The organism is Eubacterium sp. MSJ-13 (assembly GCF_018918235.1).
Lineage (GTDB): Bacteria > Bacillota > Clostridia > Lachnospirales > Lachnospiraceae > Butyribacter.
This window is the reverse complement of sequence record NZ_JAHLQE010000078.1, coordinates 1-20,191: the sequence shown is the minus strand read 5'-3', so window position 1 is coordinate 20,191 and position 20,191 is coordinate 1. Positions and strand designations below refer to the sequence as shown.

Sequence of the window (20,191 nt, the reverse complement as noted above, 5' to 3'; positions counted from 1 at the left end):
ACGATAGTTCAAACTTGAGCCATTAGCTACTCCTTGACAGTCGTAGCATGAGGCTAAACGCTCTGGTTCTTCGTCAGAGGACTATTGCCTGTGTCAAAGTAACTGATTATATTAGTTGTAACCCTGTTCATATATTCATTCATGCTTTCCAAGTCTCCTGAAAGCATTGCTTCTATAAACTCACTATATGGTACATTGTCACTCCCAAATCACTGCTCTATCATTTTTCCAAACATTTGCGTCACTTCATAATTAGTCAGTTTTAGGCTATATATTTTTTTATTAAACTTTCCTGATGTATAAAATCCTTCTATACGCAGATATCCACTTGCCAGCAGCAAACTCCATACCGCATCCTTGCTTGTTTTAAGTTGTTCAAAAACTATCTGCTCATCTATGTTTTTATCAACAACACCACCTAAAATCAATGTTTCCATTGTTTCTTTTGTGTTGGTTGATCCTGTTCTTATCAGCTCATTTACAAGCCCGTTTGAACTTGAGTCAGCCCAATATGTTGAAAACTCTCCGTACTTCAAAAAATTGATTATTGACCAAGGATTATAAATATCATTTTTCTTTCCAAACATAAAACCATCATACCATGCTTTTACATCATCTTTTTTATCAGAAAATTTAAATTCATCAAGTGCATTAAATACTTCCTGCTCAGTGAAACCAAATGCTGTTTCATATAAGTTAGATGTAGTTGTGACCACAACAAGGTTATTAAGATCACTAAAAATGCTTTCTTTAGAAACCCTTGTTATACCCGTCATTATTGCCCGCTCTAAATACGGATTTGTCTTAAATGTCGAGTTAAAAAGACTTCTGGTAAAGGCAACAAGTTCTTCCCAGTATCCATTTACATATGCTTCCTGCATCGGTGTGTCGTATTCATCCAACAGAATGATAACTTTTTTTCCATAATAACGGCTCAGATAATTACTTAAATCTTTTATAGAACTCTGTGCAGTAACATCTGACATGCCATCTGATATTCCTTTAATATTATTTTTTCCTCATCTGTCAAACCATCCCAATCTGTCAAAAACATAAACGATTGATACAGACTGCATATTATCTTTTTAATTTTAGCAATAGTATCTTGATAGTTACTCTGCTTTATCTCTGCAAAGCTAAGAAATATCACCGGATATGTTCCCTGTAATTTACGGTATTTTTCCTCTTTCCATATATCAAACCCTTCAAACAGATCTCCCCTGTTTTTATATTCATTTGAGAAAAAACACCTGAGCATATCCATATTTAATGTTTTTCCGAAACGGCGTGGACGGGTTATGAGTGTTACTATATCTTCATTTTCCCACCACTCTTTTATAAACGCTGTTTTATCTATATAAAAAGTGTCTTTTTCCCGTATTGATTCAAAACTCTGATTTCCTATCCCTACAACTCTTGCCATACGCACACCTTCCATTCAATCTACATTCTGTTCTCCATAAATCTGTAAATACATTTTAACATTGGAGTATATTAAAGTAAAGTATTCCTCTTGTTACTGACATACCTCTACTTACGATTGATGTGCCATGTTTTTTTGAAAAACAACCTAACTTATGACTAAAGTCACACATATGCAGCGATTAGCCATCAAATTTCTCGTACACAGATGTAAAATCATTTTCCACTACTGTATGTGGTGCAATAGTAACACTTATATAATCCTTATTGTTGTTTAAGTCTATATCAACGCCGCTGTCTATAAGTCTGACGATAGGTCTTAAAGGATTTGATGTATTTGAAACTACTATTGCTTTCTCTCCGTTCGTCATAGTAACTTCAATACCTTTCGCATAAACAGGCACCGCTTCAAGAAATGCCTCGACTGCATTTCTGTCAAAAAGCACATTACTTCCTCCCATAAGATACTCTATCGCTTCTGACAAAGCATACGGTTTCTTATATGGTCGTTTAGATGTGAGTGCATCGTACACATCTGCAACATGAATTATCTTTGCATACGGAGGTATCTCATCCCCTACAAGTCTGTCAGGATAACCTGTTCCATCCTCATTTTCATGATGGTGAAGAACTCCCTGTTTTGTCCTCGCCGGAATAAGCCCGTTTTCATCAAGTATATCATAAGAATATCTTGCATGTTCCTGAACAAGTCTGTACTCAGACATCGTAAGTCTTGCCGGTTTGTTTATGATTGCAGGATCTATCTTTGTCTTTCCAATATCGTGCATCAATGCTGCAAGACAAAGTTCCCACAATGACTCATCGTCATATGAAAGATATATTCCGATAATTGTTGATATGACAGCGACATTTACCGAATGTTTATATGTATAATTATCATACGTTCTCAAATCCTGAATATCAAGTGATATACTCTTATCCTTGTCAAGAAGCTGTCCTACTATATCTTTTGCTATATTTTTAAGTGAATCTATATCCCCGTCTTTTACAGCCTGAGCTGCCTTATTTCTAAGTTCTATCGTAATAACTTCTTCAATCTGGATTCCCTTTGAAAGTTCATCTTCTATATAAACACCCTGATAACCCCTGATTGACAATCTGGTTATATACTCTTTTGTAAGTTTTGTATTAAGAGATAATAATACTCTTCCATCATCATCGTATACTTCCTTTGCCAAAATCATCCCCGGATTTACCTTTTCAATGTTTAAATACCTCATTAACGCTAATCCTTTCTGAGCAAAAAACAATTACTTATACACAAATATTCTGAATAAATCATAAACAAGCTATAACAAACTTGTAAATAGTAAAAGTGCTAGTGTGCTGTATCATTGACATTTCGCCAAATAACTTGTATAAATTTCCATCTGCTGCGTTGTCGTCAATCACCGTAGCCCGCTACGGCTCATTCCTCTGTCTTGCAGACTGAAAATTTACCCTGCGTTATTTAGCTGAAAGTCAGTGATACAGTACACTAGTCATCTAAGCACAATTGGAAATTATAACTACTATTTTGACAAAAATCAACATCTATTATCAAATATTTTGCCAATCTGAAAATTGTTATCCGATTATTCAAAATTTGTTCATATATATAAGGTAAAACCAAGCTTTTTATATCAAGCGGATATTCGCAATCCACTTTGCTACTTACTCATAATACTATTAGCTGCTATCGCAGCATATCAGAAGGGACTTGCTTGATAGTATTAAATTCCAAGATGTTTTAAAAATTCCTGTGTTCTCTGATTTTTAGGTGCGTCTATTACTTCCTGTGGTGTTCCCTCTTCCACTATGACACCGCCATCCATAAAGATAACCCTGTCAGAAACAGCTTTTGCAAACTCTATCTCATGTGTTACAACGACCATCGTCATCTTTTCCTCTGCAAGGCTTTTCATAACTCTCAAAATCCCTGCTGTTATTTCAGGGTCAAGTGCTGATGTAGGTTCATCAAAAAACAGCATTTTAGGCTTTAATGCAAGAGCCCTCGCAATTGCAACTCTCTGCTGCTGACCTCCTGAAAGTTCACATGGATATGCGTTTTCCTTATCTTCAAGTCCTACCTTTTTAAGAAGTTCTCTAGCTTCCTTAAATACTTCCTCCTTAGGTCTTTTCTGGTTGCATATCGGTGCATCAGTTATATTTTTAATAACAGAATAATGTGGAAAAAGATTAAAATTCTGAAAAACAAGTCCGAAATTCTGCTGTGCATTTCTTATGCTGTTTTTTTCAGGATAGACAGCAGTTCCAGACTGGTCTTTAACAACATTTTCTCCGCAGTACGATATATCACCGCCATCTGCTCTCTCAAGAAAAGTCGCACATCTTAGCAATGTAGATTTTCCGGAACCAGAAGGTCCTATTATTGATACAACCTCTCCCTCTCTTACACTCAAACTTATATCTTTTAAAACCGTTTTTTCATCAAAAGTCTTTTTGATGTGATTCATCTCTAATATGTCCATATTTATCCAAGCCTTTCACATATCTATATATTTCCATCTGTATCTGCTACAGCACACTCTTTACTATCCCTAAACTTTTTCTTTTCTATCTATAATAGTCAAATTTCTTCTCTATCAATTCCATTGCATATGCCACTATAAAATTAAATATGTAATAGAACAGACCCGCTACAAAAAGCGGCATAACAGATGCCATGCTTGACGATATCTGTTTTGCAACGGTAAACATCTCCGTATAAGCGATTGCAAATGCCAGTGAAGTATCTTTTACAAGTGTGATAACCTCATTTGTAACAGGCGGCATTATCCTCTTTACCATCTGAGGGAATATTATCTTAAAAAATGTTCCTGCCTTGCCGTAACCGAGCACCTCTGCCGCTTCTCTCTGACCTACAGGTATGCTCTGTATTCCCGAACGGTAAATCTCCGCAAAATATGCTGCATAATTCAATGAAAATCCTATGATAACAGCATAAAAGCGATATGCATACGGAAGTTTGATATCAAACAGGTAATGTGGTCCGTAAAATACAACAAGAAGCTGAAGCATAAGTGGTGTACCACGCATTATTGATATATATATCTTTGCAATCCACTGTATTATCTTTATCTTTGACATTCTCATTGCCATAAGTGGAAGTCCAAGCGGCATTGAAAATACAAGCGTAAGTATAAATATAAGAAGTGTCGCACCCATTCCTTCTGACAACTGAAGCGCAATATTTATAAAGTTCTTATTCTTTTTATTAGAAGCAGCCTCGGGTGCAACAGTCTCCTGAGCTTTATCATTCTGTGGAGCAGGCGTTATCTTTGGCACTTCAGGGACTTTTCCACCATCAATATATGTCTTGTCATCAAGACTAAGACATGCACTTTCCTCAAGTTTCCATTTTTTAACTATAGTATCAAATGTCCCGTCCTGAAGCATTTCGAGAAGTGTCACCTGAACCTTATCACGAAGTTCTGTATTTCCACGCTTAAATCCGATGCCATATTCCTCCGATGAAAGTCTTTCATCAAGCATTTTGTACTTGTCACCAGATGCCTCAAGTTTGTATGAAGCGACACCTATATCCATACAGATTGCATCGACCATTCCGCTTTCAAGATTCATAAATGCAGAATTGTAATCTCCGACCTCCGTTATCTCCTTCATTGACTCTGCAAGTTTCTTATTCTCAGGTGTAGCATCATCACCTTTAAGTGCTGCAAGTGCAGAAGAATCTGACTGTACACATACTATCTTTCCTTTAAGGTCACTTAATTTTGTGATATCAGAATCTTTATTTACGATAACTATCTGTGAATTATCAATATAGGGAGTAGACCATGTGTATAACTTCTCCCTGCCGTTCATCGTAAAACCATTCCATATACAATCTATATTTCCGACTTTTAACTCGGTATCCTTTGACTCCCAGTCAATCGGCTGCTTAACAAGCTCCCATCCGTTTCTGTCAGCAACTTGTGCAGCAAGATCAAGGTCAAATCCTATATACTCACCATCATCACTGAGATAACCATAAGGAGGGAAACTTGCATCAAATCCAACAACAAATTTCTGTTTTGCAGATACCTGTATTCCCTGCCCAAAAATAAACATCACACCAGCTATAATCAGCATAAATCTTATCAGTCTGCCGGTTTTAAAAGTTTTCTTGTCCATCATTTCCATCCAATCTGTTTTTATTTTTGTTTAGTCATTTTAAAAAATCTCCGCTTTTACCTGGTTGCTTTTTCAATAGACATTACACATCTTTCATATCATAGCATAGTTTTAATGTTCTGTGGAATTTTTTTCATTATTTATATGCCAAAACAAAAAAGTGGCCATTTCAGATATATGTCCATTGCCTGATAAGTGAACATATATTAAAACGACCGCTTTTTTACTATATTTCATCAGCACAGCAACCCTGCTTTTAAATTTAACCGTACATATCCTTATATTTAGCAAACCCGCCATTCAGACTCACGACCGGATAACCAAGTTTCGCAAGGTCCCTTGTCGCATAGATGCTTTGATTGCCTCTGTCACAGTAAAGGATGATAAGCCTTATACCTTTTTTATTAAAAATCTCCCTATCCTCATTTGTCACATAATTTCTCGCAAATATTCTTCTTATATCTTTTTCCAGCAGATCGATATCTATCCAGACAGCACCCGGAATGTGTTCTCTATCATAATCACTTTTATCACGCAGGTCAAAAATCAGCACATCACTTCGACCAAGATAATCTTTAAGCTGTCGTGAAGGAAGGATGCGGATTGAGTTTTTAATATTATCAAGGGTCATATTTTTGTGTCTCCATCATATATTTTTAAGTACTTATAATATACCTTATAATTTATCTTATGAGGACCAATGCTACTTTGTGTATTATTATATTATTAAAAAACCCCAAAATCTTTAAGACTTTCGGGGTTTTTTAATAATATATTTATTCTGTTTTTCCAAACTATAACTCGAATTTCTGAACAAGTTCATTCAATGTAACTGCCTGTGCTGCAAGTTCCTCGCTTGTTGCAGAAGTTTCCTCTGCCACTGCGGAATTATCCTGAACAACCTCTGACATATCCTTTATACCATCACGAATCTGGTCAATACTCTTCATCTGTGTATCTGCTGTCTGTGCTGTGCCCTGAATCATTTCATTTGCAATACGGACACGCTCCACTGCATTATCAAGAGATTTGATAACATCGTTTACAATTGTATTTCCCTTATCTATTTCCTCCAGTGATACGCTTATAAGATTTCGTGTCGTATTTACCGCATTGGCACTTTCGTTAGCAAGACCACCAATTTCTCCTGCGACAACAGCAAAACCTTTTCCTGCCTCTCCCGCACGGGCAGCCTCAATAGAAGCATTAAGTGACAAAAGATTTGTCTGTGTTGCAATATCCTCAATCGCCTTAATAACACCGACAACCTGCTGTGAGGATTCCTGAATCTTATCCATTGCCTCACGCATCTGAGCCATCTGCTTTTTGCTGTCTTCCATTACATCTGCAACTTCATTTGTGTATTGTGCAGACTTCTCAGAATTATCCCTGTTTTCCTTAACCTTGTCGGCAACAGTAATCGCCGTTTCGAGAAGTTCATCAATCGCTGTAGCCTGCGTTGTCGTATTTTCAGCCATACCCTGAGCTGCTTCTGCAAGGTCATCACTTCCAACTGATACCTGCTTTGCCCCCTCCATGATACTTGTCATAACTTCTGTCATTGCCTTAGAAATATGATTCATGGCATCCTTAACTTTCTCAAACTCACCGACATAGGCATATTTGAGATCTATCGACAGTTTTCCGTCAGCCATGTCCGCAAGCACCTTTGATATCTCGTCAATATAATCTATGTACTCTTTAAGGCGTATTACAGTTTTTTCAATAGATCTTCCAAGTTCGCCAACCTCATCATCACTCTGAGCATCGATTGATACATTAAGATTACCATTTGCAAGTTCCATAGCAGTATCATTTAATCGTATCAGAGGATCTACTATCTTACTTGACAATTTACCTATGAGAAGCAGTATAAATGTGATTCCGACAATAATTACAATAAGAAGCAGTACGACTGCTTTTACCAGTGAAGAATAATACTGTCCATTTGGAATACAGCTCAGTGCTATAAATCCAGTATCACCGATTGGCATGATATATCCATATTTGCGATTGCCATCTACCTTATATTTCAAAAGCGTTGATGACTGTGCACTGATTGCCTTACCAACACTGTCTGAGATTTTCATATCCTGAATCTTTTTATCAATCAGTGATGAAGTCGGATGGTATATAAAAGTTCCATCACTTGTCATTAACATAGTATATCCATTTGAACCAATCGTATAGTTCTTCATCTTATTTGTAATAGTATCTATAACAACATCAATTCCTGCAACACCGACAACCTTCTTATCAGAACCATAAACAGGTGCTACTGCACTGAGAATCAGATTTCCTTTGCTCGCAGAAATATACGGTTCTGTAAGCATTGTTTTTCCTGTCTTTGTACATTCATACCATGCACGCGTCGTACAATCATAATCATCACCTGAAATCGTACCATATGATGTAATTGAAGCATTGCTGTCAAGGTCTGCAATAAATACACCCTGAATATTATCCGTATCAAGCCCTGCCGTTTCACTCATCTCATCAAGCACATCAGAATACATAGGATTTTCAGTCATGCGCTGTCCTTCTTTTGTAGTAGTAAGAAGTTTCTGTACATCCTTATCTATTGCGAGCTGTTCAGCCATACGCTCAAACGGTGCAAAGTACTTTTCAACTTCAAGCGATACCGCTTCAGAATCCTGCTGAAGCTCAGTATTATTTGATTTTATAAGCAGGGTGTAAACCACACCTACAACCAATATGGTTATAGCCGCCATAACAGCTATAATAGAAAGACCTATTTTATTCTGAATCTGAACTTTTATGCCATTTTTGTTTTTTACTGTCTTATTCTCTTTTTTACCTTTCTTTAAACTTTTGTTTTCTTCCATTTTATTTACTTCCTCCAATCCGTATAAATAAACCTGTAAAAAGCATTATAACACTTTTGTTTATAATCGTACATAAAAATTTAAAACTTTATTTTATTTTTTAAAAATAGAATATGTCAAAATTTTGATGTATCAATCTATAAATACTATTGCAATTATGAATAAATTGTAAAAAATATTGCTTTTTTCTTCACATTTTGTTAAAAAATTGTTGCTATTTTCCAAATATATGCTACAATAATTCTTGTAGTTTACTAACATGTATAGCTGTTTTGAATATTCCTATGGAGAGGGTGTGCAGCTTTCAGCTTATACATTGTTTATTATTTGTTCCCACCTATTTATAAAAAAAACAGCCGTTTTGAATCACATCAAAACGGCTCGTTTTTGTTATTGCCATATATTTACATTTCTGATATAATAATTGCAATTTATGTAACCAATGGCGATTACGGAATATTCTGTAACCGCCATTTTCTTTATTCTTCACTATTTTTTAAGAAAGAGGTGTTTTATGAACAATTTTGTAAATTCACTTACTACAACACTTGATAAAATCGACACTTTTGTCTGGGGTCCTGTAATGCTCATTCTCCTTGTCGGAACCGGTATTTTCCTTACTATCAGAACAAAGGCTCTCTGCTGGCGTAACCTGCCTTATGCTTTAAAAAGTGTTATGAGCAAAGAAGCAAGACAGAAAAAAGGCGATGGTGATGTTTCTCCATTCTCAGCACTTACCACAGCACTCGCCGCAACCATCGGAACAGGAAATATTGTAGGTGTCGCTACAGCTATGGTTTCAGGCGGCCCCGGAGCTTTGGTATGGATGTGGCTTTCTGCTGCTTTCGGTATGACATCTAAATTCAGTGAATGTATGCTCGCCATTAAATATCGTGAGGTAAACGAAAAAGGTGAAATGTCAGGCGGTCCTATGTACACGATGAAAAAAGCCTTTAAGAACAAAAAAGCAGGTGCCATACTCGGCTGGCTCTTTGCTCTTTTTGCAGTTGTCGCATCATTCGGAATAGGCAATCTTACTCAGGCAAACTCAATTTCAACTGCATTAAATTCAACATTTAATATACCGGTTGCTGTTACCGGCATCGTAGTGATGCTCCTCGCACTTATAATCATAATTGGAGGCATAAAAAACATCTCAAAAGTATCACAGGTAGTTGTTCCGCTTATGGCTGTATTTTACATTATTGCAGGACTTATAGTTATATTTGGAAATCTGAGCAATCTCCCATCAGGTATCGCAATGATATTTAAAATGGCATTTTCCGTAAAAGCAGTGGGCGGGGGATTGTGCGGCGGTATCGTTGCAAGCATGATGCAGGCAATGCGTTTTGGTGTTGCACGAGGTGTATTTTCAAATGAAGCAGGCATGGGTTCTGCCGCTATAACTGCTGCCGCAGCCACAACAGATGACCCTGTCCGTCAGGGTTACATAAACATGACAGGTACTTTCTGGGATACGATAGTAGTCTGCACCATTACAGGACTCTGCATTGCAAGTTCGGGTGTGCTTGGCTCAAAAGACATTGTAAATTCAGGACAGTACACATACACAAAAGAAGCATCGACTATCTCTATAGCAACAAGAAGCGGGGATAATATAATAACAGACAATTACATTATTAAAAATGTTACATCAGATGAAAATGGCACTACTCTTGTCGTTTCAAAAGACGACAAGGATATCTCACTTAAAAACAAAAAATCCGCACTCACACCCGACAATATAAGTGCAGATACTCTTGCTGGAACATGGACTGATCCGTCAGACAATGAATATGTATTTGACAAAGATGGTTCTTACAAATACAAAGAACTTACCGTAGGTTCGGCACTCACGATAAAAGCCTTTAAAACCGTCCTCGGAGATGCTGGAGGATGGCTTGTATGTATTGGAATCGCTTTCTTTGCTTTCTCAACAATTCTCGGCTGGGAATACCATGGTGAAAAAGCATTTGAATACATACTTGGAACACACAGATACAATATGGTCTACAGAATAATATTCTCACTTATGGCATATGTCGGAGCAACGACGACGCTTGAGATTGCATGGACATTTTCGGATATAGCTAATGCATTGATGGCAATTCCTAATCTTATATGTCTGCTTGTATTAAGCGGTACAGTGGCTAAGGAGATGGAGAGGTTTCAGGCAGTGCTTAAGAGGGAAAAGATTAACTGACGCTTTAAATAGGGCTTATTATTCTGCAGCAGGGACGCTTTCGCTCGGAGAACTGAGTAGCGATACATAAGCGGGCATAATACACCCGCTAAGTACCGACACAGTTCTAACGCCCTTTTGTCAGAATAATAAGCCCTATTTAAAGCTGGTTTTCGTCAAATTTTTGTGCATATTGCATATGCTATAATGTCGTCAGACAAAAAGATAATATAGTTCCATAGATGGACAACGATAAAAGCCCGAAAGTCTGGTACACTTTTGGGCTTTTTGTTCCTATTTTGGTGTGGAAGGTTTAATACCACAGGCTAATTACCAACTATTTATCGCCATCTAACCATTTGTTTATGTAATTGCAAACTACACCAGCCGCAACAGCGACAATAAAAGATAATATATACTCCATACCTTCCGTATCCTGTCTAGGAGGCGGCAACAAGCTTATACTATCCAATCAATATCAATAATCTACAAAAACATTTATTAAGAAATAACTACTTTCCATAATACACAATCTTGCTATTGTATAAGTGACAATGACTTCATCAAAAATATCCATCCCGTAAGCGTAACCGATGAAAACAATGTAGTACTTACCACTATACTTGCGGCAAGCGTGTCATCACCGTCCATATTTTTTGCCATTATGTATGATGTAGGTGTGCATGGTGAAGCAAGCATTATAACTATTGCTATCAGCTTCTGGTCGCGGAATCCAAAATATGCCGCAATCGGAAGAAAAATCCCTGCAAGTACGACAAGTTTTATAAGCGATGCCACCATAGTCGGTTTTATCTTTGCAAGTGCCTTTCTGCCCTCAAATGTCGCACCGATTGAAATAAGTGCAAGCGGCGATGCCATTACCGCAAGATTGTTTATCGTCTTATCTATCATTCTCGGAAAACTTATATTAAAAAATGATGCGACAAGGCCGAAAAATATTCCTATTATTATAGGGTTTTTAAGTATGTTTATCAGTGCATGTTTAATCTGGCTGTTATCTCCGAAATTTTCTTTATTGTTGCTTTCCAATGTCAGAATGATAACTGCAAATATATTGTAAAGCGGCACTGAACCGATTATCATAAGTGGTGCCATGCCCGATGTGCCATAGATATTCTGGATAAACGCTATCCCAAGTATAGCGGCACTGCTCCTGTATGCCCCTTGAACAAATGCACCTACCATGCTTTTATCCCTCATAAATTTCTTTGCAAGAAACCATACCAAAAGGATTGATGTAAGCGTTGCAATAAAACAAAACCCGACATATTTAAAATCAAAATTTTTCCTTATATTTGTATCTGCAAGGTCCTGAAATACAAGGCACGGCAGACACGCCTTAAAAACAAATTTATTTGCCATATTGGCAAAATGCTCGTCTATAAGACCTATTCTCTTAAAAAAATGTCCGAGGACTATCACAGCAAAAACCGGAACTGTCGCATTCAGACTAAATAAAAAATTGTTCATTTTTTTAACCCTTCTTAAAATAAATTTATTGTTGCAATTCACGCATATAAAATGTACGCTGCAAAAATATATTTACAGCATAGGTGTGCAAAAAGAAAATGTCAATGGCTGGCATAAAAAGTATTGCTTTTGATATACTATTAGCATATAATAATAAAAAACATACGATTTTTAATACGAAAAGAGGTGCTTAAAATGCTCGCTGTAAAATCTATGGATGTAAGAGATAATTTCAAAAAAATATGCGATAAAGTTTTTAACGGAGAAACATTGGTCGTATCACGACCTAAAAATCAAAATATTGTTATGATGTCAGAAGCGAAATACAATGAAATCATGAAAATAAAAAGAAATGCTGAATATCTGGCTATGCTTGATAAATCTATGGCTGAAGCAAAAGCTGGTGGATTTATTGTAAAATCGATAGATGAACTGGAGAATATGTAAAATGAATATAGCCTTTACACCTACCGCATGGGGACAATATATTGATTGGCAAACATCAAACCCTAAACTTGCCAAACGAATTAATCAGCTCATCAAAAGTATAGAAAGAGATGGCTTGTCAAAAGGCATTGGAAAACCTGAACCACTTAAACACAGAAAAGTATGGAGCAGAAGAATAACTGACGAACATAGGCTTACCTACAATTTTGACAGCAACCAAAATCTCATAATTTACTCATGCAAATATCATTATGAAAATTAAAATATGGCACAAAAATGACCTCCAAAAGTTAGATTTTTAATCTAATTTCTGGAGATCGTTAAGACAACAATTATTTTTATAACTACAATTTTATCATCCGAAAACTCTTATCAAAACAATATCTATATCGTCAAGCGAATATTCGCAATCCTCTCTGCCACTTCCCTGATATTATTAAATATTATCATTTCTAAGTGTCTCGATTACATTATCCTTTTTAATCTTTTTCATCGTATATATCATACTTGCAAATACTACAACAAAGATACTTATCACAACGACCACGATGCTCTGCACCGGAATATAAAATCCCACATTAAATCCCTCGCTCATTACATTAAACATTGCATAAGTAGCAAGTACAGCCATTATCATACCAAATATAAGACCTTTTATTCCATAAAATACACATTCATAATTCATCATCTTATTCAGACCTTTTTTTGTCATTCCGACAGATTTCAGCATTGCAAATTCCTGTTTCCTCAGAAGAATGTTTGTAGAAATTGTATTAAATACATTTGCGACAACGATAAGTGAAATAAGTATTATAAATCCATATGAGAAAACATTGACTATCATTATTATCGCATTGCTCGTCTCCTTATCCTGTGTATAGTCAGCTATATGGCTTAACTGACCAGACATTTTTTTCTTTATGAAAGCTGTAAGGTTTACTTTTGCTTCTGAATGTTTTTTCGCCTTAAACTCAAATCTGTAATAATTATTTCTTACAACTCCCTTTGGTATATTTTTAACTTCTGAGTACGGTTTTACTATCGTGAGTAAATTGCTGTTGCTGGCATCTCCAATACAAAGTGGAAGTTTATCGTCACATCTGACTACACTTACATCCTGTGACGCAAATGCATCTTTTCCTGAATAAATCTTTTCCTCCACACTTCCTTCTTCGTCTTCATCAGTAGTCTCAAAATAATACTGACTGAGTTTCTTATAACTTTTTATATAGCCAAGCTCATAACCTTTCTTTTCCTTTGCTTGATATATCTTTATATCTGCATCTGATTTTATAATATCATACGAATAATTCTTGCTTTCATCTTCATTATAAATTGAAAGATGAGGCCATGCCAAAGCTTTTGTATTTTTTATATTATTTTTCTTTATATACTCATTATATATATCATCTTCAAGATACCATATATGAGCATCAATCCTTATGATACCCTTTTTCTCATCGACCATTTCCGGATCCATCTTTTTAAGACCATTAAGATACTCGCTGTCTACATCTTTTATTTTTATCTCTGCAATCACATTATCGTACACACTGTAACCGCCATCATCTATATTATCTACTCCCTTAAATCCCTTTAACGCATTTTCAACTGTCTTAAAACTTTTTTCAACCGCACTCTTTTCAACTTCCATTGACAGGTCCGCCGCCGTATTGCTGTCATAAAGATCCAAAGATTTTGACATATACGAAGTGAAACTGTTTACTGCCACAAACAATGACGTACTTATGGCTATAGAAATTACCGTCACCCTCTGCTTTCGCTTGTTTCTCTTAAAGTTTTTGTCGGCAAGTTTTCCCTCAAATCCGAATAATCTCTCTAAAATAGGATTTACTTTTACGCTTCTTCTTTTAAGTCCCGTACTCTCATTCTGTTTAAGAGCCTGCAAAACCGTAAGTCTGACCGCTTTTACTGCCGGTATGAGTGCCGATACCAATACTGTGATAACTGTTACCGCTACGGCTACAAGCACGCCCGCCGCAGATATTTGCATTGTAAGTGAAATTCCCGATGAATCTGAACCTGTAAGCATCATCGCAAACTGATTTCCAAGAAGATTTAATGTAATACCTATTCCTATCACACCACATATTATACCAATCGGAATCCCTATTATACAGAGTATTCCTGCCTCAAAAAACACACTCCTTAAAATCTGCTTTCTTGTCGCACCTGCCGACTTGAGAAGCCCAAACTGTTTTGTTCTCTCACTTATGGAGATTGAGAATGCATTATGGATAAGCGACACTGACGCAACCATTATTATCGCCATAAGTATGCCTGCCATACCATATAAAAGTTTGTTGTATGTGTGGTTTGGCGACTCTCCATAAAATTTTAAAAGAGCACTGTGCATATAACCGGTTATGCCATCTTCATCCGAACCTGCATCTGCTTTCTTTGCCTTTTCAAGCTTTTTCATAAGTGTTTCAAATACCACCTCCACTTTTGAAACATTTTTGCATTTAAAATACATCGTGTAAGATTTTGGTGATGTAAGACCACTTTTTGTAAATATCTGCATATCATTAGATGTATCACCGTTACTTGTGACCACTTCAGAAAAACCTGATATTTCAAATTCCCTGTCTTTACCGTCAACCTTTAATTTTACTTTATCCCCTATTTCGCTGTTTTCAAAATACACGCTCCTTGCCATATTAGTCATGATTATCTGTGAATCATCCTTTGGCATATGCCCGCTTTTAAGCTTGACCGTCAACATTGCCCTGAAATTATCATCTATTCCCGAAAATGAAATATTCTTTGCCTCGCCCTGGTTCTCATATACCTCAACATAACTTTTCTCACTTATGTCTGCGGCTTTGTCACATATCTCCTCTTTAGACTTTTTATCAATATTGTATATCTGCCCCTGCCATTCACCTGTCTCATCTACTACAATGTCAAGCATATAATTCTGTAAACTCGTTATTATACTTGTTATTGAAACAAACATTGCAGTTGCAAGGATAATTCCAAGTATCGTGACAAATGTACGCACTTTATTTTTCAAAAGCGTCCTTAGGGTAAATCTGTTTATGATATTCATTACCTGTTCACCTCATCTCTCGTGATGTGACCGTCCTCGATAGCGATTATTCTGTCAGCCTGAAGTGCTATATTTTCATCATGTGTTATCATGATAAGTGTCTGATTATATTTCTTATTTGACTTCTTTAAAAGTTCCATTATCTCCTGACTGTTCTTGCTGTCAAGGTTTCCTGTCGGCTCATCGGCAAGAACTACCGAAGGTGAATTCATAAGTGCCCTTCCTATTGAAACTCTCTGCTGCTGCCCTCCCGAAAGCTGGTTCGGAAGATGCTTCTCCCTGCCATGAAGTCCTAAAAGAGCAACCATCTCCTGCAAACGCTCCCTGTTTACTTTTCTTCCGTCAAGCTGAACCGGAAGTGTTATATTCTCAACAACATCAAGCACCGGAATTAGATTGTAAAACTGATACACAAGACCGACCTGTCTTCTTCTAAAAATAGCAAGCTGTTCCTCATTCTGCTTAAAAACATCCTTGCCATCCATAAAAACTTTTCCCGATGATGGCTCATCAACAGCACCTAATATATGAAGCAATGTTGATTTTCCCGAACCTGACGGTCCTATGATGGCAACAAACTCGCCCTTTTCCACTGAAAACGAAACACCATCAAGCGCTCTTACTTCATTCTCTCCCTTTCCGTAAACTTTTGTGAGATTTTCTACTCTTAAAATTTCCACTCTATTTCCTCCATTCTAAAAACTATGTACCTGTTTTTCTTTACTGTTTTTATGATAATAACTTAACATATATAAATTACAACAGGGTGACTTTAAAATGACAAAATTGTCACTTTAGGAATAGATAGCAGAGCAGATTGCGAATATCCACTTGATAATAAAATCCTGCATATATGGATTTTTCACACTATTGCCTTATAAAACCTTATATCAAATGAAGTCCCGTGCCCGACCTCGCTTGCAACCTTTATCGTTCCGTTAAACTGCGTTATGATACTTCTTGACAGTGCAAGTCCGATGCCTACACTTTCACTTTTATATTCTATTTCAGAACTTCCGCTTAAATTTCCGTTTTCCTCATAAACCGCTCCGCTGTTCTTGGTTTCACCCGACTTATTCTTACTTTTTCCTTTATAAAACCTCTCAAAAATGTGCGGCAGATCCTCTTTTGCAATTCCCGTTCCATTATCACTTATGACTATCCTGCTGTATATGGAATTTTCCTCACAGCTTACCGAAATCTTTCCTCCCTCAAAACTATGCTCCATGCAGTTTTTTAGTATATTTCCCAAAGCCTCGACAAGCCATTCTTTATCGGCTGTCACCTTTGAGTTCTTCTGATATGAACGCTCAAAACTTACACCTCTTATATCAAGCGGTATCTCTATAAGCGAATATGCCTCATCAATAGCCCTGCCCATATCAATATCTTCAATATCAAAATCAACCATGCCTGCATCAAGCCTTGATATCCTCAGCAAAGCTGTTATCTGCCATTTTATCTTTTCGGCAAGTGTCATAAGTTCCCTTACAAGAGCAATTCTGCGCTCATATGTAATATCTTCCTCCCGAAGAAAATTTAAGATAAGATTTATCGAAGTAAGCGGTGTCTTTATCTGGTGTGAAATATCCGCTATCGAGTCAGCAAGAAATATTTTATCATTCTGAAGCCTTTCTGTCTGTTCCCTGAGTTTTATCACAAGTTTTTCCACCTCATCGGAGAGCACAGAAAGTTCTCCCTCTTTGTACTGTTCAAATGACAGATGTTTATTGCCATGCAGTATCGCATCTATTTTGTCACTTATGCCTGCAAGTTTATCATATCTTCTCTTGGTAAAAAACACATTTACACCAAACTGTATAAAACCAGCCACACATACTACCGCTGTCACTTTCGTATTCTTCTTTGATAAAATATATGTGACAATAGCCGCTGCTGCCACGATAAGCAGATTGATAAATCCCCACTTTTTAATCTCACTGTTTCGCAAAAAATTCATAAACACCTATACCCCATTCCTCTCACCGTCTTTATTATCTCCGGCTTCTGCGGATCATTCTCAATCTTTTCCCTTAGCCTTTTTATATAAACGGTCAGTGTATTATCATTCACAAACTCTCCTGACGCATCCCATATCTCCTCAAGCAGCTTGTTTCTCGACAATACATTTCCTTTATTTGCTGCAAAAATGAGAAGAAGTCTGTATTCCAAAGCAGAAAGAAAAATCTCCTCACCACTCTTTGTAACCTTACCGCCCGTCGTGTCAATCTTAATATCCGCAAGTTCAATAAAGTTTGAGATGCGTCCACTTCTTCTAAGGACACTTTTTATCCTCGACACAAGCTCTCTCGGTCTGAACGGCTTTCCGATATAATCATCAGCTCCCATGTCAAGCCCCATTACGACACTGTACTCATCACCGGAAGCCGTCAGAAAGATAACCGGAATATCTGTGTTCTGCTTAACCGCCGTACACACAGCAAAGCCGTTGCCATCTTCTAGTGAAACATCAAGAAGCACAATGTCAACATCCTGCGTATGCTCATCAACATATGAGAGCGCATCTTTCTGCCCCGTCACACTGCTGACCTTAAAACCCTCATTATTTAAAAACTCCGTCAAATTTTTTATAATTTCTTTGTCATCCTCAACTAAAAGGATGTTGTATAATAATCCAGCCATAATCCTCCTTACACCACCAAATTCGTAATCCACACACCTTTTTTAACAAGAACATATCCAAGCACCACCTTTATTATATCCGCACTCTGCACGATTATATAAATCGTAAGTATCGGAAGTGCGGTAAATTTACACAGCAAAAACGCAAGTGACACTGACACTACCCATGTAAAGATACTGTCAAACAAAAATGTGATTACCGTTTTTCCACCTGAGCGGAGCGTAAAGTAAAGAACATTCAAAAATCCCTGCAACGGGAAGAACGATGCAGTTATTATGATAAACCACTGTCCTAAGTGCCTTACCTCATCTGATGTATCGTAAAGTTTTGGGAAAAATCCTGAGCAGGCAATAAGTATAGCCGTTAGGAACACACATATTCCCGCTGTGAACCACATAAGTTTATTTGATGCCTTTTTTGCCTCATCAAATTTTGATGCACCCAGATACTGTCCTGATATTATTCCGACCGCATTTCCCATTGCCACAAAAACAACATTTAAAAGATTACATATCGCATTTGATATATTCATTCCCGCAATGACCTGAAGTCCCTTCATCGAGTAACACTGCGTCATCGCCGCTATTCCGCCCGACCAGAAAAACTCATTTAAAAATATAGGAAGTCCTTTTATTATGATTACCTTTACTTCACTTATCGAAATCTTAAGTGTCCTATACACACCTCTTAAAAATTCGTATTTTTTTATGCTCAGATGCGTCCATATAACTACAACAAACATCTCAACAAATCTTGCAAGCACAGTTGCTATCGCCGCACCTTCTACGCCAAGTCTCGGAAATCCAAATTTTCCATATATAAGAAGATAATTAAACACTATATCAACAACGACCGATGCTATACCACCGACCATCGGCTTGATACTCTCACCCATCTCCCTTAAACTTCCTGCATAAATCTGCGTAAATGCAAATGGAACAAGTCCGATAAGCATTATATGGAGATAATCAAGCCCTAAATTAAGAGTCTGTGCTGAATCAATTCCGCCATCATTGCCATGCAGATACAGACCTATCATTTTGTCTCCTGCCAAAATAAAAGCTGCAAGTCCACAGAGCGTAATTGCGGCTGTTATCCACACTTTCAATCTGAACACATTCTGATATCCCCTTTTATTGCCCTGACCAAAATACTGTGCCCCGTATATTCCGGGACCGGATAGTCCTCCAAATATCGCCAGAAAGAATACAAAGACAAGCTGACCGACAATAGATACCGCGGTCATGCTCTCAGTCCCAAGACTTCCAACCATAAGGTTGTCAACAAGTCCCACCGCATTTGTAATACCGTTTTGTATCATCATCGGCACTGCGAGCGTCATGGCTTTTTTATAAACCGAATTTCCTTTACCATTTGTTCTTATTTCATTTTTACTCATTTGTGTAAACTCCTTATTGCAAACTCAAATTTTTCCATTTCACAAAAGACGAGAAGAAATTCTTCCCGCCTTCATTTGTCATGTTACCTATTCTACTTATCTTTCAAATAAATTACAAGTACATTTATCATTTTCAGACACATATTATAGACAACCACTCTTTAAGTTTTCGCTAAGATTATAGTCAAGCGGATATTCGCAACCCGCTCTGCTACCTGTTCATAACACCATTAGCTGCTATCGCAGTATATCAGAAGGGGCTTGTCCCCCTGATACAGGGAAGTCCCCACCCACTACTTACTGCTCTACGCAATAGAAGTGGGGTACTTCCTTGATAGTGCTAAAAAAACACAATAAATTTCAATTTAACTTGCAACAAATACGATTTTTTTCTGTTATTATAAGTATAAGGAGACATATTTTATACATATCGGAAACAATATATACCATTTTTAGCTATGCTACACGCCCTATGTATGTATCACAGCCATTTTTATAAACAATATATATTGTTTCCCATAAAAAAAAA

General features: G+C 37.0%; 16 protein-coding genes and 1 pseudogene. 3 read left to right on the top strand and 14 right to left on the bottom strand.

Annotated elements, in window-relative coordinates; genetic code table 11:
* Positions 1–209: 209 nt before the first annotated feature.
* The 8 genes and pseudogenes from KQI69_RS10420 to KQI69_RS04745 all read right to left on the bottom strand — a co-directional run bounded on the left by KQI69_RS10420 (position 210) and on the right by KQI69_RS04745 (position 8,426).
* The gene (locus tag KQI69_RS10420) at positions 210–986 is read right to left on the bottom strand and encodes an AAA family ATPase (protein WP_253289002.1); all 777 of its coding nucleotides are present in this window, start codon (positions 984–986) and stop codon (positions 210–212) included.
* A complete protein-coding gene (locus KQI69_RS10415; RefSeq protein ID WP_253289001.1) occupies positions 956–1,423 on the bottom strand; it encodes an AAA family ATPase in 468 nt (155 codons plus the stop codon). The genes KQI69_RS10420 and KQI69_RS10415 overlap by 31 nt, the downstream gene beginning before the upstream one ends.
* Positions 1,424–1,604: 181 nt before the next feature.
* Entirely contained in the window at positions 1,605–2,663 is a 1,059-nt protein-coding gene (locus KQI69_RS04765; RefSeq protein ID WP_216564205.1) for an HD-GYP domain-containing protein, read from the bottom strand.
* A gap of 492 nt (positions 2,664–3,155) precedes the next feature.
* Positions 3,156–3,914, bottom strand: a complete 759-nt coding sequence (locus KQI69_RS04760) for an amino acid ABC transporter ATP-binding protein (RefSeq protein ID WP_253289000.1) — start codon at positions 3,912–3,914, stop codon at positions 3,156–3,158.
* Between the two features lie 85 nt (positions 3,915–3,999).
* Positions 4,000–4,641 (bottom strand): amino acid ABC transporter permease, encoded by a 642-nt coding sequence (locus KQI69_RS10410; RefSeq protein ID WP_371818732.1) that lies wholly within the window; start codon positions 4,639–4,641, stop codon positions 4,000–4,002.
* A 171-nt stretch (positions 4,642–4,812) separates the two neighbouring features.
* Positions 4,813–5,517, bottom strand: a pseudogene (locus tag KQI69_RS10405) (amino acid ABC transporter substrate-binding protein); the annotation flags it as partial.
* Positions 5,518–5,842: 325 nt separating this feature from the next.
* The gene (locus KQI69_RS04750) at positions 5,843–6,211 is read right to left on the bottom strand and encodes a rhodanese-like domain-containing protein (RefSeq protein ID WP_216564204.1); all 369 of its coding nucleotides are present in this window, start codon (positions 6,209–6,211) and stop codon (positions 5,843–5,845) included.
* Positions 6,212–6,374: 163 nt separating this feature from the next.
* Positions 6,375–8,426, bottom strand: coding sequence for a methyl-accepting chemotaxis protein (locus KQI69_RS04745; RefSeq protein ID WP_216564203.1), 2,052 nt, complete (start codon positions 8,424–8,426; stop codon positions 6,375–6,377).
* Positions 8,427–8,940: 514 nt separating this feature from the next.
* Here KQI69_RS04745 and KQI69_RS04740 point away from each other — a divergent pair.
* On the top strand, positions 8,941–10,629 hold the full coding sequence (locus KQI69_RS04740) for a sodium:alanine symporter family protein (RefSeq protein ID WP_216564202.1): 1,689 nt from the start codon (positions 8,941–8,943) through the stop codon (positions 10,627–10,629).
* 516 nt (positions 10,630–11,145) lie between these two features.
* Here the strand turns inward: KQI69_RS04740 and KQI69_RS04735 are convergent.
* On the bottom strand, positions 11,146–12,099 hold the full coding sequence (locus tag KQI69_RS04735; RefSeq protein WP_216564201.1) for an AEC family transporter: 954 nt from the start codon (positions 12,097–12,099) through the stop codon (positions 11,146–11,148).
* Between the two features lie 195 nt (positions 12,100–12,294).
* On the opposite strand from KQI69_RS04735, the gene KQI69_RS04730 reads away from it, so the two are divergent.
* Positions 12,295–12,546: a type II toxin-antitoxin system Phd/YefM family antitoxin gene (locus KQI69_RS04730; RefSeq protein ID WP_216564200.1), complete on the top strand. Its 252-nt coding sequence runs from the start codon at positions 12,295–12,297 to the stop codon at positions 12,544–12,546.
* A gap of 1 nt (position 12,547) precedes the next feature.
* Positions 12,548–12,808 carry a Txe/YoeB family addiction module toxin gene (locus KQI69_RS04725; protein ID WP_216564199.1) on the top strand — a complete coding sequence of 87 codons (261 nt, stop codon included), beginning with the start codon at positions 12,548–12,550 and terminating at the stop codon, positions 12,806–12,808.
* Positions 12,809–12,982: 174 nt separating this feature from the next.
* Here KQI69_RS04725 and KQI69_RS04720 read toward each other — a convergent pair whose 3' ends face one another.
* The 5 genes from KQI69_RS04720 to KQI69_RS04700 form a co-directional block, all read right to left on the bottom strand.
* Positions 12,983–15,619 (bottom strand): ABC transporter permease, encoded by a 2,637-nt coding sequence (locus KQI69_RS04720; RefSeq protein WP_216564198.1) that lies wholly within the window; start codon positions 15,617–15,619, stop codon positions 12,983–12,985.
* Complete coding sequence (locus tag KQI69_RS04715) at positions 15,619–16,299, bottom strand: ABC transporter ATP-binding protein (RefSeq protein ID WP_216564197.1); 681 nt, start codon at positions 16,297–16,299, stop codon at positions 15,619–15,621. The genes KQI69_RS04720 and KQI69_RS04715 overlap by 1 nt, the downstream gene beginning before the upstream one ends.
* 182 nt (positions 16,300–16,481) lie before the next feature.
* Entirely contained in the window at positions 16,482–17,579 is a 1,098-nt protein-coding gene (locus KQI69_RS04710; protein ID WP_216564196.1) for a sensor histidine kinase KdpD, read from the bottom strand.
* Complete coding sequence (locus tag KQI69_RS04705) at positions 17,576–18,262, bottom strand: response regulator transcription factor (protein WP_216564195.1); 687 nt, start codon at positions 18,260–18,262, stop codon at positions 17,576–17,578. Before KQI69_RS04705 ends, KQI69_RS04710 begins: the two co-directional genes overlap by 4 nt.
* A gap of 8 nt (positions 18,263–18,270) precedes the next feature.
* Positions 18,271–19,662, bottom strand: a complete 1,392-nt coding sequence (locus tag KQI69_RS04700) for an MATE family efflux transporter (RefSeq protein WP_216564194.1) — start codon at positions 19,660–19,662, stop codon at positions 18,271–18,273.
* Between the last annotated feature and the right edge of the window lie 529 nt (positions 19,663–20,191).